Annotated in this window: 18 protein-coding genes; 11 read left to right on the forward strand and 7 right to left on the reverse strand. The window is 72.7% G+C overall.

Annotated features, from left to right (window positions below):
* Nucleotides 1–104: 104 nt before the first annotated feature.
* The 4 genes from OG241_RS20140 to OG241_RS20155 form a co-directional block, all read right to left on the reverse strand.
* The gene (locus OG241_RS20140; protein WP_405816922.1) at nucleotides 105–599 is read right to left on the reverse strand and encodes a DUF5949 family protein; all 495 of its coding nucleotides are present in this window, start codon (nucleotides 597–599) and stop codon (nucleotides 105–107) included.
* A 152-nt stretch (nucleotides 600–751) separates the two neighbouring features.
* On the reverse strand, nucleotides 752–1,042 hold the full coding sequence (locus tag OG241_RS20145; protein ID WP_405816923.1) for a hypothetical protein: 291 nt from the start codon (nucleotides 1,040–1,042) through the stop codon (nucleotides 752–754).
* Between the two features lie 236 nt (nucleotides 1,043–1,278).
* On the reverse strand, nucleotides 1,279–2,049 hold the full coding sequence (locus tag OG241_RS20150; RefSeq protein WP_405816924.1) for a hypothetical protein: 771 nt from the start codon (nucleotides 2,047–2,049) through the stop codon (nucleotides 1,279–1,281).
* A 254-nt stretch (nucleotides 2,050–2,303) separates the two neighbouring features.
* Nucleotides 2,304–2,543: a chaplin gene (locus tag OG241_RS20155; protein WP_405816925.1), complete on the reverse strand. Its 240-nt coding sequence runs from the start codon at nucleotides 2,541–2,543 to the stop codon at nucleotides 2,304–2,306.
* A 274-nt stretch (nucleotides 2,544–2,817) separates the two neighbouring features.
* On the opposite strand from OG241_RS20155, the gene OG241_RS20160 reads away from it, so the two are divergent.
* The 9 genes from OG241_RS20160 to OG241_RS20200 are packed head-to-tail and all read left to right on the forward strand — an operon-like array spanning nucleotide 2,818 to nucleotide 13,441.
* Nucleotides 2,818–3,951, forward strand: coding sequence for a DUF3344 domain-containing protein (locus OG241_RS20160; RefSeq protein ID WP_405816926.1), 1,134 nt, complete (start codon nucleotides 2,818–2,820; stop codon nucleotides 3,949–3,951).
* Nucleotides 3,952–3,996: 45 nt separating this feature from the next.
* The gene (locus tag OG241_RS20165) at nucleotides 3,997–5,178 is read left to right on the forward strand and encodes a glycosyltransferase (protein WP_405816927.1); all 1,182 of its coding nucleotides are present in this window, start codon (nucleotides 3,997–3,999) and stop codon (nucleotides 5,176–5,178) included.
* On the forward strand, nucleotides 5,175–6,623 hold the full coding sequence (locus OG241_RS20170) for an exopolysaccharide biosynthesis polyprenyl glycosylphosphotransferase (RefSeq protein ID WP_405816928.1): 1,449 nt from the start codon (nucleotides 5,175–5,177) through the stop codon (nucleotides 6,621–6,623). The genes OG241_RS20165 and OG241_RS20170 overlap by 4 nt, the downstream gene beginning before the upstream one ends.
* Before the next feature lie 5 nt (nucleotides 6,624–6,628).
* Nucleotides 6,629–7,969 carry an O-antigen ligase family protein gene (locus tag OG241_RS20175; protein WP_405816929.1) on the forward strand — a complete coding sequence of 447 codons (1,341 nt, stop codon included), beginning with the start codon at nucleotides 6,629–6,631 and terminating at the stop codon, nucleotides 7,967–7,969.
* The gene (murJ, locus tag OG241_RS20180) at nucleotides 7,966–9,741 is read left to right on the forward strand and encodes a murein biosynthesis integral membrane protein MurJ (protein WP_405816930.1); all 1,776 of its coding nucleotides are present in this window, start codon (nucleotides 7,966–7,968) and stop codon (nucleotides 9,739–9,741) included. The genes OG241_RS20175 and murJ overlap by 4 nt, the downstream gene beginning before the upstream one ends.
* A 46-nt stretch (nucleotides 9,742–9,787) precedes the next feature.
* Entirely contained in the window at nucleotides 9,788–10,477 is a 690-nt protein-coding gene (locus OG241_RS20185) for a polysaccharide deacetylase family protein (protein WP_405826324.1), read from the forward strand.
* 5 nt (nucleotides 10,478–10,482) lie between these two features.
* Nucleotides 10,483–11,637 carry a glycosyltransferase gene (locus tag OG241_RS20190; protein ID WP_405816931.1) on the forward strand — a complete coding sequence of 385 codons (1,155 nt, stop codon included), beginning with the start codon at nucleotides 10,483–10,485 and terminating at the stop codon, nucleotides 11,635–11,637.
* Complete coding sequence (locus OG241_RS20195; RefSeq protein ID WP_405816932.1) at nucleotides 11,634–12,287, forward strand: lipopolysaccharide biosynthesis protein; 654 nt, start codon at nucleotides 11,634–11,636, stop codon at nucleotides 12,285–12,287. Before OG241_RS20190 ends, OG241_RS20195 begins: the two co-directional genes overlap by 4 nt.
* Nucleotides 12,284–13,441: a GNAT family N-acetyltransferase gene (locus OG241_RS20200; RefSeq protein WP_405816933.1), complete on the forward strand. Its 1,158-nt coding sequence runs from the start codon at nucleotides 12,284–12,286 to the stop codon at nucleotides 13,439–13,441. The genes OG241_RS20195 and OG241_RS20200 overlap by 4 nt, the downstream gene beginning before the upstream one ends.
* A gap of 22 nt (nucleotides 13,442–13,463) precedes the next feature.
* On the opposite strand, the gene OG241_RS20205 is transcribed toward OG241_RS20200, so the two are convergent.
* Nucleotides 13,464–14,810, reverse strand: coding sequence for a glycoside hydrolase family 26 protein (locus OG241_RS20205; RefSeq protein WP_405816934.1), 1,347 nt, complete (start codon nucleotides 14,808–14,810; stop codon nucleotides 13,464–13,466).
* A 208-nt stretch (nucleotides 14,811–15,018) separates the two neighbouring features.
* On the opposite strand from OG241_RS20205, the gene OG241_RS20210 reads away from it, so the two are divergent.
* The gene (locus OG241_RS20210; protein ID WP_405826326.1) at nucleotides 15,019–16,326 is read left to right on the forward strand and encodes an ATP-grasp domain-containing protein; all 1,308 of its coding nucleotides are present in this window, start codon (nucleotides 15,019–15,021) and stop codon (nucleotides 16,324–16,326) included.
* On the forward strand, nucleotides 16,326–17,594 hold the full coding sequence (locus tag OG241_RS20215; RefSeq protein ID WP_405816935.1) for an NAD(P)-binding domain-containing protein: 1,269 nt from the start codon (nucleotides 16,326–16,328) through the stop codon (nucleotides 17,592–17,594). The genes OG241_RS20210 and OG241_RS20215 overlap by 1 nt, the downstream gene beginning before the upstream one ends.
* A gap of 115 nt (nucleotides 17,595–17,709) precedes the next feature.
* On the opposite strand, the gene OG241_RS20220 is transcribed toward OG241_RS20215, so the two are convergent.
* On the reverse strand, nucleotides 17,710–18,579 hold the full coding sequence (locus OG241_RS20220; RefSeq protein WP_405816936.1) for a hypothetical protein: 870 nt from the start codon (nucleotides 18,577–18,579) through the stop codon (nucleotides 17,710–17,712).
* A 102-nt stretch (nucleotides 18,580–18,681) separates the two neighbouring features.
* A complete protein-coding gene (locus tag OG241_RS20225; protein WP_405816937.1) occupies nucleotides 18,682–18,909 on the reverse strand; it encodes a chaplin in 228 nt (75 codons plus the stop codon).
* Nucleotides 18,910–18,967: the final 58 nt, after the last annotated feature.

The following is an 18,967-nucleotide window of genomic DNA, read 5'->3' on the forward strand; positions in this document are numbered from 1 at the left end:
GTAACGATCCTGGGAACCGCATCAGCTCAAGATTCCCCCGAGTGGTGCATTAGTCGTCCGATCAGCCCGGAGGAGCGAACCGGCTCGAACAGCCGGCCCGGCCGTCAGCGCAGGCTGCGGGCCGGGAGGATGACGTGGGCCGCGGCCGTCAGGGTCTCGTCGGCGCCCGCGAATGCGGCCAGCGCCTCCGGCTCGATGGGCTTGCCGGGCTGGCCCTCGGGCCAGGGGCGGGTGGTGAACACCAGGTAGGCGAAGCCCCGTTCGGCGACCGCGGTGAGCCACTCCGGGGGCGGCGTGCACTGGGCGTTGAGCTGCGGCATGTTGACGACGGCCGAACCGGACTCGACGAGCAGGGTTACCGGCAGGCTCGGGCGGGTGGAACCGTCGACGATGTCGCCGCCGACCGGCAGACCGGTGTTGGCGAGGAGCTGCTCGACGGCGACGGTCGAGGCCTCCGGGCCGCCCTCGCCGTCCCCGAGGGAGTAGGCGAGGAGGTAGGGCATGTCGCCGTCGGGGGCCTCACCGCTCCAGGCCATCACGACGAGCGTGCCCAGGTCGGAGATGCGGAAAGGGCGCGTTTCGCTTGAGGTTGAGGTCACCGCGGAACCCTATCGGCGGAATTCGACGGGTCCGGCCGCGTTCTCACTCGACCGGGGGATTTCCCGCCGGTATCCACACGAAAGAGGGACAGGCTTCGAACAGCACGAAGGACCGATTCCGCGCGGCGGAATCGGTCCTTTCGACACTCGTGTCAGCCCTGGAGGGGGAGGCCGCCGAGCAGCCCGCCGCTCGAGTTGAGGGCGGTCGTCGCGCCCTTGACCGTGCTGAGCATCGAGTCCTTGTTCTCGGTGTCGAGCGCGTTCGACTGGTGCTGAAGCGGCTGCAGCTGCTCTACGTCGAGGGGGCCCTTGGTGAGCGTGTTGACGGCGCCGTTGAGGCTGGTGGGCGTGAGGTCGGCGGTCTCGTAGGCGAACGCGGGCGCGGCGACCCCGGCGATGACCATGGAACCGGCAACAACAGCGGCAGCCTTCAGGGACTTCATCGTGTTCCTTTCTTCGGCAACTCATGTCACCAGAGCGAATTCTGTCGCCGTGCCTAACGATCCCTGGTCGCGACGGAAACTCCGTAAGCAGAAAATTTCTGCGGTGCATGTGATTGCGAACACGAATGTGGCTCAGAAGACTGACGCACAAATGGAAATTGACGCCCCGGCAGAAGGGCGGAAGAACACCCGTGGTGCCGACCGGTGGCCCCACCGGTCGGCACCACGGCCGGGACCTAGCGGGTCGGCAGGGGCGACACCGGGACCGGCAGCGGCGGCACCGCCGCCGGCAGCTTCGGCAGCGGCGGCAGGCCCGCCAGTTCCGGCGCCGGCAGGCCGCCGCCGAGCAGGGTGGCGGCGACGAAGCCGACGACACTCGTCAACACGCCGGTGACGGCCGGGACGACGTTGGCGACATCGCCGGACGTGGCCGCCGTGACCAGCGTGTCGACCGACTTCTGGAGCGCGGCGAGCGCGTCCCCCTTGATGTCGAGCGGGCCCTTGGTCGCCCTGGCGTCCTTGACGGGCGCCGGGAGCGTGGAGGCGGCGGGCAGTGCGGGCTTCGCCGGGAGGGCAGGGGCCGTCGGCAGTGCCGGAGCGGTCGGCAGCGCCGGGGTCGTGGGAAGCGCCGGAGCCGCCGGGGCCTCCGGGGTCGCCGGGAGGGAGACCGGCGGAGTGGCCGGGGCCGGCGCCGTGGCCGCGGTGATGGCCGTCTTCACTCCGTCGCCCAGCTTCGTCGCCTCGTCCAGCGGCAGCTGGCCGTTGTCCGCCTTGAGTACGGCGGTCAGGAGATCGGTGACGGGGTTCAGTACGCCGCCCAGGTCGCCCAGCGAATCCACCTGCGCGAGGAGCGCGTCGGCGTTGGGGACGGGTGCCTGTGAAGCCGCGTGACCGCGCTCGCGGGCCGTGTCGCCGTGCGCCGCCAGGGCGGCCGGTGCGCCTATGCCGAGCAGGAGGGTGGCGCAGAGTGCGGTCGACGCGATACGCCGTGCGGGCAGAGCACGCATGGGGAGGATTCCTTTCGGTGAGGGGCTGTCGGATCCACCGTCAGATCCACCGTCACCATTCGCAACCGGTCGCGCACGCAAAGTGACTGTCCGTCGGCAGGGTTCCATGCGTCATCGCTGGTGAGGGCATGTGTCAAGCCCGCCTCGCGAGTTGGCCGCCCGGCCCGCCATTCGGGGCAGCCACCCGGCAAACGCGAACCGGCCGCCCTCCCCGAAGGGAGAGCGGCCGGCAGAAGGGTCCGCGCCGACTTACGTCAGTCGTTGACGCAGGTGTTGCCGAACGCCGGGTTCAGCAGACCGATGATGTTGACGGTGTTGCCGCAGACGTTGACCGGGATGTGGACCGGAACCTGGAGGACGTTGCCCGAGAGGACACCCGGGGAGTGGGCAGCGACGGCGTGCGCGTCGCTGTCGGCGGCGGCGACACCGGCGGTACCCGCCACGGCGGCGACGGCAACGGTGGAAAGGGCGAGGCCCTTCGCGATACGCGACATGGAGAAGTGCTCCTTGGGAGTTGTCACAAACGTCCGGGCGGAAATGCCCAGCGCTGTGTCAACGCGTGGCGCGCCCCCTGGTTGTGCCGCCAATGGGGTGATCCTTCGAATCGTCCGACCGCGCGATTCCGACACAGAAGGCATGTATCACCAATAAATACGCATAGCGGCTAGAGTTACCCACCTTCCGCCAGCCGCCCCAGACCCACCCAAAAGGTCGACCGCCAGCCGTCCAACGGTCCACGACCTCTTTCCCGAAAGGGCAACGCCGGTCATGCGTATCTCCCCGGGTCTTCCGCTGCGCCGTGCGATGGTGAGCGTCTTTGCCCTCGCCGCGATCTGGACTCCGGGAGGTACGTCGACGGCCGCGCCGCCCGTCGGCGGGGAATCCAAGGAGCCCGCCCAGGAGGCGGTGCGACTCCCGTTCGCCCAGCGCTACCGCGTGCTCCAGCACGGCGGGATCGTCCGCGCGGCCAACGCGTCCATCAGCTGCCGCGCCACCCTCGCGACCTGCGCGGGCATCCGCGGGGGCGAGATCCTCGCGACGGGAACGGGCGGCGGCAGCCGGGCGGCGGTCAACGGTGACCTCGACATGTTCTACGTCGATGTCGACAGCGACCCGAACACCTACAACTCCAGCCGGGCCGAGGTCCGGATGCCGAAGGGCGGCCGGGCCACCTACGCGCGGCTGTACTGGGGCGGCAATCTCAAGGTCGGTGAGCAGAAGCCGCCGAAGGACAACGGGCGGGTGCTGATCGCCGAGCCCGGCGGCCAGTACAAGGAGCTGCTCGCGGACACGGTCGTCGGGCACCGGGTGGCACACGGCGCCGACGCGTACCAGGCCTCCGCCGATGTCACGAAGCTGGTCCGGGAGAGCGGTTCGGGGCTGTACACCGTCGCGCAGCTCAATGTCGCGATGGGGAAGTCGGCGGCCGGGGCATGGGGCGGCTGGACGTTGGTCGTCGCGTACGAGAACGCTGCGGAGCCGCTGCGGCACCTCGCCGTGTGGGACGGGTTCGACGCGCTGCGGGACCGGACGGGTGACGCCCCGTTGGTCCGGTTGGCCGAACTGCCGTTCCCGGCGGGCGCGAACGGACGCGCGGGTCTGGTCGCCTACGACGGAGACCGCGGCAGCGCCGGAGACTCCCTGACAGTGTCGGTCGCGGGGCGTACGACGGCGCTGGGGGACGCGGCCAACCCCCTCGACGACGTGCTGAATTCGACCATCGGCAAGCCCGTCCCGGAGCGCGTTCCGGCGTACACGAACACTCTCGGCTACGACTCGGACGTGTTCGAACTGGATACGGCGCTACGGCGGGGTGGTGACCAGCTGGCCTTCCGGCTCGTTTCCCAGCGGGACGCGGCGTGGGCCGGCGCACTTTTCGTGGCCGTCGACGCCCGGCAGTAGCCGAGGTGCGTCCGGCACCGCCATCCCTGAGCGAGGAAACCGCGCATGCAACTGATCGCACCGGACCCCCGGCCACGGGTCCTGCACGTCACCCAGCCGGTGGACGGCGGGGTGGCCCGGGTCGTGACGGACCTGGCGCGGGCCCAGCTCGCCGCCGGTCTGCACGTAACGGTCGCCTGCCCGGACGGCGGTGACCTCGCCGCGCGACTGAGGGCGCTCGGCGCCGACGTACGCCCCTGGCACGCGACGCGCGCGCCGGGGCCCTCGCTCGTCGGGGAGGTGCGGCGGCTTCGGCGGGTGGTCGGGGAGGTGCGGCCGGATGTCGTGCACGCGCACAGTGCGAAGGCCGGGCTCGCCGCCCGGACGGCGGTACGGGGGCGGGTGGCGACGGTGTTCCAGCCGCACGCCTGGTCGTTCGAGGCGGTCGGCGGCCCCACCGCGGCGCTGGCTCTGAAGTGGGAGCGGTGGGGGGCGCGTTGGGCCTCCCGGGTGGTGTGCGTGAGCGACGCCGAACGGGCGACCGGGGTCCGTGCCGGGATCGCCGGTCAGTGGCGGGTGATCCCGAACGGGATCGACACCGAGCGCTTCCACCCGGCTCCCGTGGACTCCGTACGGGCCGGGATCCCGTTGCTCGCGTCGGTCGATCCGGCCGCTCCGCTGGTCGTGTGCGTGGGGCGGCTGTGCCGGCAGAAGGGGCAGGACGTGCTGCTCCGGGCGTGGGGCGAGGTGGCGCGGCGGGTGCCGGGGGCCCGGCTCGTGCTCGTCGGTGACGGGCCGGACGCCGGGCGGCTGCGGGCTCTCGCCCCCGACTCGGTGCTGTTCGCGGGGGCCGTGGCCGATGCCGTCCCCTGGTACCGGGCCGCCGATCTGGTCGTCCTGCCATCGCGGTGGGAGGGCATGGCGCTGGCGCCGCTGGAGGCGATGGCTTGTGGGCGTCCGGTCGTCGTCACCGACGTGGACGGCGGGCGCGAGAGTCTGCCCGCCGCTCTCGCACCGCGCTGTCTGGTACCGGCCGAGGACCCCGCCGCGCTCGCCGGGACCGTCTCCGAACTGCTGCTCGATCCCCCGCTGCGTGAGTCGCTGGGGCAGCTGGGGCGTCGGCACATCCTGTCCGCGCACGACGTACGGCACACCGCCGAGGCCGTCGCGGGCGTGTACCGCGAGCTGATCACCGCGCACGCCGTGCGGCCCGTGCGCGCCGAGTACAGGGAGTCCATCCACTCGTGACTGCGGAAAGTACCGTCCCTTCCCCCGGCGGAGGGCCGCGGGAGCACAGGTTCTCGACAGTGTCGGCCGTCTCGGTCATCCCGCCCCGTGAGTCGGTCGGCGGCTTCAGATTCCCGGCCGGCCGGCGTCCCGCGCTCCGGCCGGCCTCCCCGCTGCCGCTGCTCGCCGCGGACGGCACCGCCGCCCTGCTCGGCGTCCTGGCGCTCACCGGACCGCAGCGCCACCCGGTCATCGTCGGCGCGCTGCTGATCGGTGTGGTCGCGCTGAACGCGCGGGCCTCGCTGTACCGGCCGGAGTCCGTGCCGGCGTTCCTCGACGAACTGCCCGCCGTCTGTGGCCGGATCGCGCTGGGCTGGCTGGCCCTCGCGGCCCTGGTCGGGGCGATCGAGCCCGTCGACCCGCTGTCCGCGAAAACCCTCGTCCTGGGCTGGGCGGTACAGACGGCGGCGAGTGCGGCGGGCCGCGCGACCATCCACTGGCGGCGGCGCCGGGCACTGCTGCGGCGCCCGCACACCGCCCTCGTCATCGGACCGGCCGGCACCGCCCGGCGGGTGGCCACCGCGTTCCTGCGCCACCCGGCGTGCGGAGTACGGCCGGTGGGACTGGTCACCGACCATCCGGACGGCGTGGGGGGCCTGCCCGTGCTGACCACCGGCGAGGAGGTCCAGCGGGCGCTGATCCAGAACGGCGTACGCGCCGTGCTGACCGTCCATCCCTCCGTACGGGCCGAACAGGGGCCCCTGCTGCGGGCGTTGGCCGAGTCGGGCTGCACGCTGTGGGAGATCGACGCCGAGTCGCCCTCGTACGAGAGCGCGGAGCGGCTCGCCGGGTTCTCCTGCCGGCGGCTCGCCATGGGCCCCGACCGGCCGGGCAGCCTCGGCAAACGGCTGCTCGACGTGACGGTCTCCGGGACGCTGCTGCTGCTGTTCTCGCCGCTGCTGCTGCTCTGCGCGGTGGTGCTGCGGCTGACCGGCGGGCGGGGCGTCGTCTTCCGGCAGGAGCGCATCGGCAAGGACGGGCGGCCCTTCACCCTCCTCAAGTTCCGCACCCACCGCCCGGCGAACGAGATGGAGGCGGCGACCCGCTGGAGCGTCGCCGACGAGCAGCGCATGAACTGGTTCTGCCGTCTCCTGCGCCGCACCTCGATGGACGAGCTCCTCCAGCTGTGGAACGTCCTCTGGGGCGATATGAGCCTGGTCGGGCCGAGGCCCGAACGCCCGTACTTCGTGGGCAAGTTCAGCCAGACCTATCCCGGCTACGCGGCCCGCCACCGGATGCAGACCGGGATCACCGGGCTCGCCCAGATCCACGGGCTGCGCGGGGACACCTCGATCGAGGACCGCTGCCGGTTCGACAACGCCTACATCGACAACTGGTCGCTGTGGCAGGACATCTGCATCCTGCTCCGCACCGCCGCCACGCTCGTCCGCCCGACAGGAAGTTGAGCGCAGTGAGCCACAGCCCCGCGCTGCCATTGCCGCGCCGAGTGCCCTTCGCACACCTCGCGTCGTTCGCTCCGCTCCTGCCCGTGCTCCTGGTGGTCGCCCTGCTCGCCCTGCCGGCCGCGCAGGGCACCGACGGCGGGGCGACCCCGGCCGACGCCGTCTCCGGGCTGGTGGTCCTGTACTGCGCGATCCGGCTCGTACGGGAGCGGCGGCGCCCTCTGTCCCGTACGGCGGCCGTGGTGCTCGGGCTGCCGGTGGTCGGGCTCGCGGTCGCGGCCGTCGGGGCCTCCTCGCCGGCGGCCGGGATCGGGGGCCTGGGGCGCTACCTCCAGATCTTCGTCCTGGTCCCGGCAGCTGTGGTGCTGCTCATCCGGGACAAGCGCGACTTCCGGGTGCTGGCCTGGGCGTTCGTCGCCTTCGCCCTGTTCCAGGGGGCGGTCGGGGTGCACCAGTTCGTGACCGGGACCGGCGCCTCCTACCAGGGCGAGGAGATCCGCGCGGTGGGCACCTTCGGGCCCGCCGACGTGATGGGCATGGCGACCGTGGTGGCCTTCGGGCTGATGTGCGCGCTGGCACTGGCCCTGGGGTCGGCCGACGCCCGGCAGCGGGCCGTTGCCGCCGGCTGCGCCCTGGCGCTCCTCGCCCCGCTCGCCCTGTCCTTCAGCCGGGGCGCCTGGATCGCCACGGCGGCGGCCTGCGCAGTGCAGTTGATGCTGGCCGGGATGCGGCGCGCACTGAAGGTGGGCGCCGTGGTGGCCGCCACGGCCGTGATCCTCGTCGGCGGCCTCGGCCTCGGCTCGGCGATGCTCCAGGAGCGGATCAGCAGCATCACCCAGGTCACCGACGCCCCCGACCAGTCGGTCACCGACCGGTACACGATGTGGGCGGCGGCCACCGACATGTGGAGCGAACACCCGCTCACCGGCGTCGGGTTGAAGGGCTTCCCCGAACACCGCGACGGACACGCCTCGTTGGCCCTGTCCTCGGGCAGCGACACGGAGGGCGCGGGCGCCGCGTTCCGCAGGCAGCCGCTGCTGTCCCCGCACAACATGTACTTGCTGGTGCTGAGCGAGCAGGGGCTCGTCGGGCTGCTGGCCCTCGGGGGCAGCTGGCTGGCGCTGCTGGTGTGCGGCCTGCGGGGGCTGGCGCGGACCCGGCGGTGGACGTCCGGTAGCGGGCTCGACTGCGCCCTCGTCGCCTGCGGGCTGCTGATCTGGCAGTTGATCGACTTCCTGTACGCCGACATCGGCGGACCCGCGACCGTACTGACCGCCGTCCTCTTCGGGCTCGTCGCCTGGTGGGCCCTCGTCGGCAGCGACGACGTCCCCGAGGCCTCCGCACGATGAACGCGACGCCGCCTCGGGCCGAGGGAGAGACCAGGGTGACGCTGCCCGCGGCACGCGCCGCTGCGCCGGTCCCGAAGGGCAGCAGAGACGGGGACGGAGACGGAGGGGATCACGACGCCGGCGGTGATCCCGCCGAACTCGCCCCTGTTTCACGGAAGTTCCTTGCCCAGGCCACGCTCATCACCGCCGTGCTCTCGGTCGCGGGGGCCCTGCTCGGGCTGGTCCGGGACCAGTCGCTGGCCCGCCTGTTCGGGGCCGGCAGTGACACGGACGCCTTCCTGGTCGCGTGGACCGTGCCGGAGTTCGCGTCGACGCTACTCATCGAGGACGGGCTGGCCTTCATCCTCATCCCGGCGTTCAGCATGGCGCTGGCCCGGCGCGCCCACGGTGCCCCGGGCGACCCGGTGCGGGCGCTGGTCGCCACGACGCTGCCCCGGCTCACGCTCGCTTTCGCGGCGGTCGGCGCGCTGCTCATCGCCACCGCTCCCTACCTGGTGGAGGCGCTCGCCCCAGGCCTGCCCGACCCGTCGCTCGCCGTGGACTGCACCCGCCTCACCGCCACCTGCGTCCTCAGCTTCGGCCTCGCCGGGTACTGCAGCGCGGCCCTGCGCGCACACCGGCGGTTCCTGGCCCCGGCGGCGATCTACGTGGCCTACAACACCGGCATCATCGCGGCGATGTTCGTGCTGGGCCCGAGCGTGGGGGTGCGCTCGGCGGCGGTCGGGGTGGCGGTCGGCGGCGCGCTGATGGTCGTCACCCAGCTGCCCTCCGTGCTACGGCAGTTGCGGCGCCGCCGGTCGGCCGTGCCGGACGAGGTCGGGGTGGAGGAGACGTCCGCGGCGCCGATGGCGTTCGCGCTCGTCGCGCCGGTGCTGCTCTTCGCGCTGACCCGGCAGTCGCAGGTGCTCGTCGAGCGGTTCCTCGCCTCCACCCTTCCCGCCGGGGCCATCTCGCACCTGAACTACGCGCAGAAGGTGGCGCAGATCCCGATGACGCTGTCGCTGATGCTGTGCACGGTCACCTTCCCGGTGGTCGCGCGGGCCATCGCGGAGGGCGACACCGAGCGGGCCCGCAGCCGGGTGGAGCGGGATCTCGCGCTGGCCGCCTGGGTGGTGCTGCTGGGCGCGGGCACGGTGATCGCCTGTGCGCCGCAGATCATCGAAGTCCTCTTCCAACGCGGTGCGTTCACCGCCGCGGACACCGAGGCGACCGCCGCCGTGATGCGGGTGTACGCGCTCGGGCTGCTCGGACACACCCTGGTCGGCGCGCTCATCCGCTCGTACTTCTCCTCCAACCGGCCCACCTGGTACCCGTTGGCCGCGATGACCGCGGGCATCATCACGACCTCGTGGATCGGGGCCTGGACGGTCGGTCCGTGGGGTGTCTGCGGGATCGCCGCGGCCAACGCCGCCGGGATCACGCTGTCGGCGGCGCTGCTGCTGTACGGGATGGGCCCGCGCAGTGTGCCGATCCGGACCCGGCACGTGCTCGTCGAGCTGAGCAAGCCGGTGCGCGCGGCGCTGTGCGCGACGGCCGCCGGGGCGTTCGTGACCAGCCGGATCGACGGGCCGGTGGCGGGACTCGCCGCCGGTACGGCGACCGTGGCCGTCGTCTACTTCCTGCTCGGCCGGCTCATGCGGGCCCAGGCCGTGCAGAGCTTCGTCCTCGCACTCCGTTCCGCACGCTCCATGACCCGGAGGCTTCCGTATGTCCGCAAGCGCACCCGCGCCCACGCCCGCCCCCGTCCCAGCCGTCGCGACCGGGTCCGCTGACCGCGCCCGAAGAGCCGCCCGCGCCGGTTCCGTCCCCTGGGTGGCGATGTACCACTCGGTGGGCGACTGCTCGGACGACCCGTACCGCGTCACGGTCACGCCCGAGCGTCTCGACGCCCAGCTGAGGTGGCTGCACCGACGCGGGCTGCGGGGTGTGGGCGTGGCCGAGCTGCTCGCCGCCCGTTCCCGGGGCGAGGGACGCGGGCTCGTCGGGCTCACCTTCGACGACGGATACGCCGACTTCGTCACCAACGCCCTTCCCGTACTGAGGCGTTGGAAGTGCGGCGCCACCCTGTTCGTGCTGCCGGGACGGCTCGGCGGGGAGAACGCCTGGGATCCGCTGGGCCCGCGCAAGCCGCTGCTGACGGCGGACGGTATCCGTGCCGTCGCCGGGGCCGGGATCGAGCTCGGCTCGCACGGGCTGACGCACGTCGACCTGACGAAGGCGGACGACGAGCTGCTGCGCGCCGAGGTCACCGAAAGCAGAGCGCTGCTCGCGGAGTTGAGCGGCGCTCCGGTCGCGGGGTTCTGCTATCCGTACGGGACGGTCGACCAGCGGGCCGCCGATGCCGTACGGGCGGCCGGGTACGGATACGGCTGCGCGATCGACCCCGGGCAGCTGGGCAGCGTCCATACCCTCCCCCGCGTCCACATCGGCGAGAACGACACCGCCGTACGCCTCCAGCTCAAGTACCGGCTGCACCGGTTGCGGCGCCGACCGGTCGAGGGAGTGTGACGGCGGTGAAGGCACTGCACATCATCACCGGCCTCGGAGTCGGCGGCGCCGAGCAGCAACTGCGGTTGCTGCTGCGGCACTTGCCGGTCGACTGCGATGTCGTGACGCTCACCAACCCGGGCTCGGTCGCCGACGGTCTGGTCGCCGACGGCGTCCGGGTCGTCCACCTCGGCATGGCCGGCAACCGGGATCTCGCCGCCCTGCCCCGTCTGGTCGACGTCATCCGCTCGGGCGGCTACGACCTCGTGCACACCCACCTCTACCGGGCCTGCGTCTACGGCAGGATCGCCGCGCGGCTCGCGGGCGTACGGGCGATCGTCGCCACCGAACACTCCCTGGGCGACTCCCAGATGGAGGGGCGGCGGCTCACCGCCGGGGTCCGTGCGCTGTATCTCGCCGGTGAGCGGCTCGGCCGTACCACCGTCGCCGTGTCCCCCACGGTCGCGGAGCGGCTCCGCCGCTGGGGTGTACCCGCGCCGCGAATCGAGGTCGTCCCCAACGGCATCGACCTGGCCCGCTTCCGCTTCGACCCGGACGCCCGCCGCCGCACCCGCGAACAGCTCGGGCTGCCCGAGGGTGCGTACGTCGTCGGCGGCATCGGCCGGCTCGCGCCGGGCAAGCGCTTCGGTGACGTCATCGAAGCCCTGGCCCAACTCCCGGGCGACTACTGGCTGTTGCTCGTCGGCGGCGGCCCAGAGGAGCACGCGCTGCGGCGCACCGCGCGCGAGGCCGGCGTGGCCGACCGGGTGCTGTTCACCGGCGAGCGGCCCTGCGTACCGGACGGCACCCCCGGCCCCGATCTGCCCTCCCTCACCTCCGCGATGGACGTCCTCGCCTCGCCGTGCCCGGAGGAGGCCTTCGGCCTCGCGGTCGTGGAGGCACTGGCCGCCGGGCTGCCCGTCCGGTACGTCTCCTGCCCGGCGGTCGAGGACCTGCCCCCGGAGGCCGCCGAGAACGCCCGGCGCGTACCCGGGGGCGCGGACTCCTTCGCGCGCGCCCTCGCCGAGGCCCGCGCGCTGGGCCCACGGGACCGCACGCCTCCCGCGGCGGCCCACCACTACGACATCACCCGCAGCGCCGCCCAGCTCATGAACGTGTACGCGGCGACCGCTCCTGCCCTCAACCCGTCCCCGTCATCCCAGGGAGCCCCATCCTCATGACCGAGAACGCCAGCAGAGTCCCCCACCTCACCCCCCGCTCGCGCACCCGCGCCCTGCCCCCCTGGTCCCTCCTCGTGGCCGGCGCGGTACTCGGCGGCCTCCTCGGCGGCGCGTACGGCACCCTCAAGGCGCCCACCTACACGGCCACCAGCTACGTCGTCGCCGTCCCGACCGAGAAGTCCGACCCGGCGTCCGCGCTCGGTTTCGCCCAGGCCTACGGCCGGGTCGCCACGCAGCTCGCGGTGCTCGGGGACGCCCAGGTGTGGGCGGGCGTGCCGGTGTCGACGCTGCGGTCGAGCGTGCAGACGGCGACCTCGCCGGACGCGCCCATGGTCGCCGTCTCGGCCACCTCCACGCGCCGCGACCTCGCCGCCGACATGGCGAACGCCGTGGCCCGCTCTCTGACCCGGCACGCCAACGACACCAAGCAGTCCACGCACGTGGAGCTGCTCCAGTTCTCGCGCGCGGTCAAGCCGGCCGAGCCGTCCTCGGCCCCGGCCGCGGTGACCGGGCTGGTCGGCGCGAGCGCGGGCGGGCTGCTCGGCGGACTGGTGCTGTTGGTACGGCCCCGGCGACGCACGGAGGAACCGGCACTCGCCGCCTCCGTACCGGGCCCGGCCGTCGCCGCCGACGCACATGGCCAGCTGTGACGGTCACGGCCACGGGCGCCCTGCGCACCGAAGTCGTCAGCGACGAGACCGCTTTCGCCGAACTCGCCCCGGCCTGGGGGAGGTTGTACCGGCGGTGCGGCGCGGCGACCCCGTTCCAGAGCCATGCCTGGCTGCACTCGTGGTGGCTGTCGTACGGCGTCCCGGGCCGGCTGCGGATCGTCGTGGTCCGCGATCCGGAGGGCGAACTCCTCGCCGCCGCCCCGCTGATGCGCGTACACCGCCCGCTGCCCGCGCTCGTGCCGCTCGGCGGCGCGATCTCCGACTACGGTGACGTGCTCCTCGACGACGAGACTGCCGACGAGGCCGCCGCCGCCCTGGCCGAGGGCCTGTCCGCCGCCGCCCGTACCGCGCTGATCGACCTCCGCGAGGTCCGGCCGGGCGGCGCGGCGGAACGCGTGTACGAGCGCTGGCGTGGTCCGCGCCGCCAGGTCAGGGACTCCGTGTGTCTGGAGCTGCCCGCCGTCTCGATGGACGGCCTGGTCTCCCGCCTCCCCTCCTCGAAGGCCCAGCGGGTCCGCGCCAAGCTGCGCAAGCTGACCGCGCTCGGCGTCGAGCGCCGCGTCGTACGCCCCGACGAGGTCGACGCGGCCCTGGCCCGTCTGCTCGAACTGCACCAACTCCAGTGGCAGGGACGGAAGGTGACGTCGGAGCATCTCCAGCCCCGGTTCCGTGAGCACCTCGCCCGGTCGGTCGGGCCGATGGTGCGCTCCGGGGACGCAGTGGTCACCGAGTTCCGCCTCGACGACAGTGTGGTCGCCGTCGATCTGACGCTGCTGTCCGGGCGCCTCGCGGGCGGCTATCTGTACGGCGCCCATCCGGGCCTGCGGAAACGGAAGGCGGACGTCGCCGTGATGCTGCTCGACGCCTGCGCCCAGCACACCGGGTCCGGCGAACACGCCACGCTGAGCCTGCTGCGCGGTGACGAGCCGTACAAGCACCACTGGCGCCCCGAACCCGTCGTCAACCAACGGCTGTTGCTGGCCCGGCGGCTGACGGCACCGCTGATGTCGGCGGTCGTCTGCGATGTCGCCGCCCGCAGCCGGGGCAAGGAACTCCTGCGCCGGCTGCGGGAACGCGACGGAAACGGAACCGGTAACAGAAACAGCGGCGACGACGGTGGCGGCGGATCGTGAACGACCCGCCGCCACCGGGCGGTCACCGGTTGCGCGAGAACCAGTCGAACTTCAGGCAGAGCTTCCCGCCCATCCAGTACTCCACCCAGTCGCCCAGGTCCAGCGGCGAGCAGTTGGGCGGCGGCAGCGGCACGGGCGGGGTGACCGGGTCCGTGGGCTTCGGCGGCTCGGGGGTCGGTACCGGCGTCGGCACCGGCGGCACCGGTGTCGGCACAGTCGGCTCGGTGTCCTTACGGCCCGTCAGGATCTGGCGGTACACCTCGGACGCCTTCGGATTGCTCCCGCACTGCCACACGCCGTGCGGGCAGTAGTCGGTCAGCGTGTTGTACAGCGGCTTGTGCTCGTCCATCCACGCGAGCATGCGCCGCATGTACTCCGGATTGTCGCCGTTACGGAACAGTCCCCATTCCGGATAGGAAATGGGCTTTCCGTGCGCCTTGGCGAAATCCACATGCGCCTGAAGTCCGTACGGTTCGCTCACCTGCTCGTCGAATGACAGTCCCCGGGGCTGGTCATAGGCGTCCATGCCGATGATGTCGACCGTGTCGTCCCCCGGATAGCACTGCGTCCAGGCAATGGCGTCCTTGCCCCGGGTCGGATTGAAATCGAACCGGAATTTCTGGCCCGGCACCGCCCGCATGGTGGTGACGATCCTGTTCCAGTACCTCTTCCAGGCCTCCGGGTCCGGCCCGCAGCGATGGGTGTACGTGATGCCGTTCATCTCCCAGCCGAGCACGATCACCGTGTCCGGGATCTTCAGCTCGACCAGCCGCTCGGCCAGGGCGCGGAAGTGGTGATCGTAGAGACCGGCCGCGCCGCGCCTCAGCTGCACCTGGACCTGACGATTGGAGAGGCCTTCCTCGTTGCGCTCCTGCATGGGCACGTTGAGGACGAACAGCCGGTCCTCCTCGGCCCGCCGCCAGTCCGCCCACACGTCGAGGAATCCGGGCGACCCCTCGATGTTGCTCCACCGGTCACCCGGCAGGTAGGTGTGCCCGACCTTGAGATCGGCACCGCCCAGCCAGCGGCTGAGCTCGGCGATCCTGGCCGCGCCCCGGGCGCCGTCGTAGTCGACGTAGGCGCCGAAGGCCGGGAGCCGGGGCGGTTCCGGGGGCTCGGGGGGCTGCGGCAGCTCCGGGTTGGGGGGGTCGGGAGCCACCGGGGGTTCGGGGGTCACGGGCGCGATCGGCGCCACGACCCCGGTGGGCGGTGCCGGCTGCGTGACCGTGTCCGGTGCGGGGACGGGAGGATCGGCCACCCCCGCGCCCACGGCGTGTCCCGGCCCCGTTGCCAGGACGGCCGACGCGGCGACCGCGGCCGCCAGGAACGCCAGCCGTCCGGTGCGGGCCCGTCGCTTGTGTGGGGCCATGCCTGCTCCTTCCTCCACGCGCGTACTCCCTGTTCTCACACTGCCTGTTTTCGCACTGCTTTCCGCACTGCCTGTTCTCGTCCTGTCTTTTCACCTACTGACACTCAGTCATATGAGTATGAATTCCGCCACCGCGCTTGAGACTTTCGAGTGTTCCGCTCGCCCGCACGAGTGAACCGACCCGAAGGAAACCCGAAAACACATGTCCGTGTCGCTGCTTGACACCCGCGTCCCCGCCGTCCTGGTGCGGACCGACCGGAATCCCTTTCACCACGGAACACTGGGCGCCGTACGCTCACTCGGCCGGGCGGGCGTCGACGTCCACCTGATCGCCGACGTCGCCGGAAGTCCCGTACGCAGATCCCGCTTCGTACGCCAACTGCATCCGCCGCCGCCCGGCGCCGCCCCCGCCGACATCGCCCGCACCCTGCTGCGGGTCGCCTCCCAGATCGCGCGGCCCGCCGTGCTGATCCCGCTCGACGACGCGAGCGCCGTCGCGGTGGGCCGCGCCCGGGCCGAGCTGGCGCCCGCCTTTCTGCTGCCGGAGCAGCCCGGCGCGCTGGCCGAACGGGTGGCCGACAAAGCCGAACTGGCCGCCCTGTGCGCGGCCGTGGACGTACCGCACCCGCTGACACTGATCCCGGACAGCGCGGCCGACGCCGCCGCCACCGCCTGGCACCTCGGGCTTCCAGCCGTGGCGAAGTGGAGCCGGCCCTGGCTGCTTCCGCCCGACAGCGACCTGCGCAGCACGGTCGTCGTGCGCTCGGCCCGGCAGGCACGCGAGCTGTATCTGCGGACGGAGGAGGCGGGCAGCCGACTGCTGCTCCAGGCGTTCCTGCCCCCGGGCCCCGACCTCGACTGGTTCTGCCACGGCTACGCCGACCGCACCGGGACCGTGCGCGGCGGCGGCCCCGGCCGCAAGCTGCACGCCTGGCCGCGCGGCGCCGGGCTGACCGCGGTGGGCCACTGGACGCCGAACGCGTCGGTGCAGGCGCTCACCGAACGCCTGATCGGCGAACTCGGCTACCGGGGCATCTTCGACCTCGACTTCCGCCGCTGCGCCACGACCGGCGCCTACCACCTGCTCGACTTCAACCCGCGCCCCGGCGCCCAGTTCCGGCTCTTCACCGACTCGGCCGGATTGGACGTCGTACGCGCCCAGCACCTCGACCTGACCCACCGTCCGCTGCCCGAGGGGGTGGCCCGGCCCGGGCGAGCGTTCGTGGTCGAGAACTACGCGCCGTTCAGCGCACTGCGTCCGGCCCCGGCCGGCCGCGAACTGGCCTGGCACGCCCCGGACGACCTCGCGCCCGGCTGGGCGATGTGGGCCCTGTGGGCCCGGCACGCCGCCCGCCGGCTGCCGACCCGGCTGCGCCGGCTGTGCGAGCGCCCCGGACCGGACGACCCCCGGGCCCGCGTGGTCCGGCAGGCGGTGGCCGACGCGCCGCAGCCGGTGACCGACAGCTCCCTGGCCGACAACTCCCTGACAGACGACGAGAAAGCGAAGAGTTACTGATGTACGACCTGCTGGTGGTGGGCGCGGGCCCCTACGGCCTGTCCATCGCCTCCCACGCCGCCGGCGCCGGGCTGCGGCTGCGCGTCCTCGGCCGGCCCATGGCCTCGTGGCGCGACCACATGCCCCGGGGCATGTACCTCAAGTCGGAGCCGTGGGCGTCGAACCTGTCCGACCCCGACGACCGCTGGCGCCTGGACACGTACTGCGCCGGTCAGGGCGTCGAGGCACGGCACGGGCAGCCGATCCCGCTGGAGATGTTCGCCGCGTACGGCCAGTGGTTCGCCCGCAACGCCGTCCCCGAGGTCGACGAACGGACGGTGACCCGGGTGACGCCCGTCGCCGGGGGCTTCGAGGCGGTGGCGGAGGACGGCGAGACGGTGCGCGCCCGGACCGTCGCCCTGGCCGTCGGTGTCCTGCCCTTCGTCGAGATCCCCGGCGCGCTGCGCGGCCTCGGCCCCGACCTGGTCTCGCACAGCAGCCACCACAGCGACCTCGACCGCTTCCGGGGCCGGGACGTCACGGTGATCGGCGGTGGCCAGGCAGCCCTGGAGACGGCCGCACTGCTCGCCGAACAGGGAACGCGGGTAAGGGTGTTGGCCCGTGCGGAGCAGCTGAACTGGAACGACGTACCGCCGCCGTGGGAGCGCCCCTGGTGGCGCTCGGCCCGCGCCCCGCACAGCGGCCTGGGCTGCGGCTGGCGCAACTGGTTCTACGCGGAACGCCCCGGCCTCTTCCACCGCCTCCCGGAACCGACCCGCGCCCGGATCGCCGCCACGGCCCTGGGCCCGGCGGGCGCCTGGTGGGTCCGCGACCGCGTGGAACCGGCGGTGGAGGTGCTCGTCGGCCAGGAGGTGGCGAACGCAAGGGAGTTGACTGGTTCCGGCGGCGGCGTACGGCTGGACACGGTCACCCGGTCCGGCGAGCGGCGCTCCCTGGAGACCGAACACGTCATCGCGGCAACGGGGTTCAGGGCGACCTGCGACCGGCTGAGCCTGCTGCACCCCCGACTCGGCGGCAGCCTGGCTGCGTTGGGAGACGGTTCCCCGGCGGTCGGGCAACACTTCGAGTCCTCGTACCCCGGCCTGTTCCTGGCGGGCCTGGTGACGGCGTCCGGCTTCGGCCCGGCGATGCGCTTCGTACACGGCGCGACATTCACCGCGGAGACGCTCGTACGAGGGGTACGGCGCCGGCTGCGGGCGGGCGCCCCGACCGGCAGGGCGACGGTGCCGGGGCAGGGGCGGCGCGAGGGGGTTCGCTCCGCGCGGTAGCGGTTCGTTGCCCCGACCCCGGTGAGGGTGAGGGCTGGTCGCGCCCGGGCCGGTACGGCCACGCGCCCCTTGCGGGGCGCGTGGCTCGTCCGGGCGCCTGGGTCCTACCCGCGCCTCACTCGTGGGCGCCGGGCTCCCCACGCCTGCCCCGGCGGTACAGGACGACACCACCGGCGATCAGCGCGACGCTGACGGCCGAGGCCGCGATCAACTCCTCATGACTACCGGTCGGCGGCAGATGCGGCGGCTTCGTCGGCGGGTGGACGGGGGGCGTGGTCGTCGGCGGGCCCGTGGGGGGCTTGGTCGGGGGCTTAGTGGGGGGCTTCGTCGGGGGCTTCGTGGGCGGCTTGGTCGGCGGCTTCGTGGGGGGCTTCGTCGGCGGCTTCGTCGGCGGCTTCGTGGGGGGCTTCGTCGGCGGCTTCGTCGGCGGCTTGGTCGGCGGCTTCGTCGGGGGCTTCGTCGGGGGCTTCGTCGGCGGCTTCGTGGGCGGCTTCGTCGGGGGCTTCGTCGGCGGCTTCGTGGGCGGCTTGGTCGGAGGCTTCGTGGGCGGCTTCGTCGGAGGCTTGGTGGGCGGCTTCGTCGGGGGCTTCGTGGGCGGCTTCGTGGGGGGCTTGGTCGGAGGCTTGGTCGGCGGCTTCGTGGGCGGCTTCGTCGACGGGGTGTCGCCGTAGCCGCCGGGCGGCGTGTCGCCGTAGCCGTTCCCGTGACCGTTGCTGTTCCCGTGCCCGTGCCCGTGCCCGTTGCTGTTGCTGTTGCCGTGCCCGTGCCCGTGCCCGTGCCCGTGCCCGTGCCCGTTGCTGTTGCTGTTGCTGTTGCCGTGCCCGTAGCCGGGGTCGTCATGTGGGGTGCCCGGGGCTCCGTGTGAACCGGAGCTCTTTGCCGTCCCGCCCGCGTCCGCGTCCGCGAGGGCGGTGATGCCGTACAGGGACAAGATGCTCGTCGCGGCGGCCGCCACGACCATCCCCCTGCTCAGAGGCTGTCGCATTCTGATTATCTTCCTGCTGGGAGAGGTGAGAAAAAGCCGGCCTTGGCACCGAAAGGTTTTCCAAGACCGGCCCAGACACCGCCTAACGGCTGGTGCTATACGTCAGTCGTTGATGCAGGTGTTGCCGATCGCCGGGTTCAGCAGCGCGATGATGTTGATCGAGTTTCCGCACACGTTGATCGGAACGTGGATGGGAACCTGGATCACGTTGCCGGAGAGCACACCCGGGGAGTTGGCGGCGAAGCCCTCGGCCTCGGCGTCCGCGAAGGCCGGGACGGCCATTCCGAGCGCCATGATCGCGCCGGCGATGACAGCAACGCTCTTCTTCATGAAGTTTCCCTTCTCTGCGGTCATGCCCTGTGTCGGCCGAAGGCCGAGCGAGCGCAAC

It is taken from the genome of Streptomyces sp. NBC_01390 (genome assembly GCF_045040105.1).
Lineage (GTDB): Bacteria > Actinomycetota > Actinomycetes > Streptomycetales > Streptomycetaceae > Streptomyces.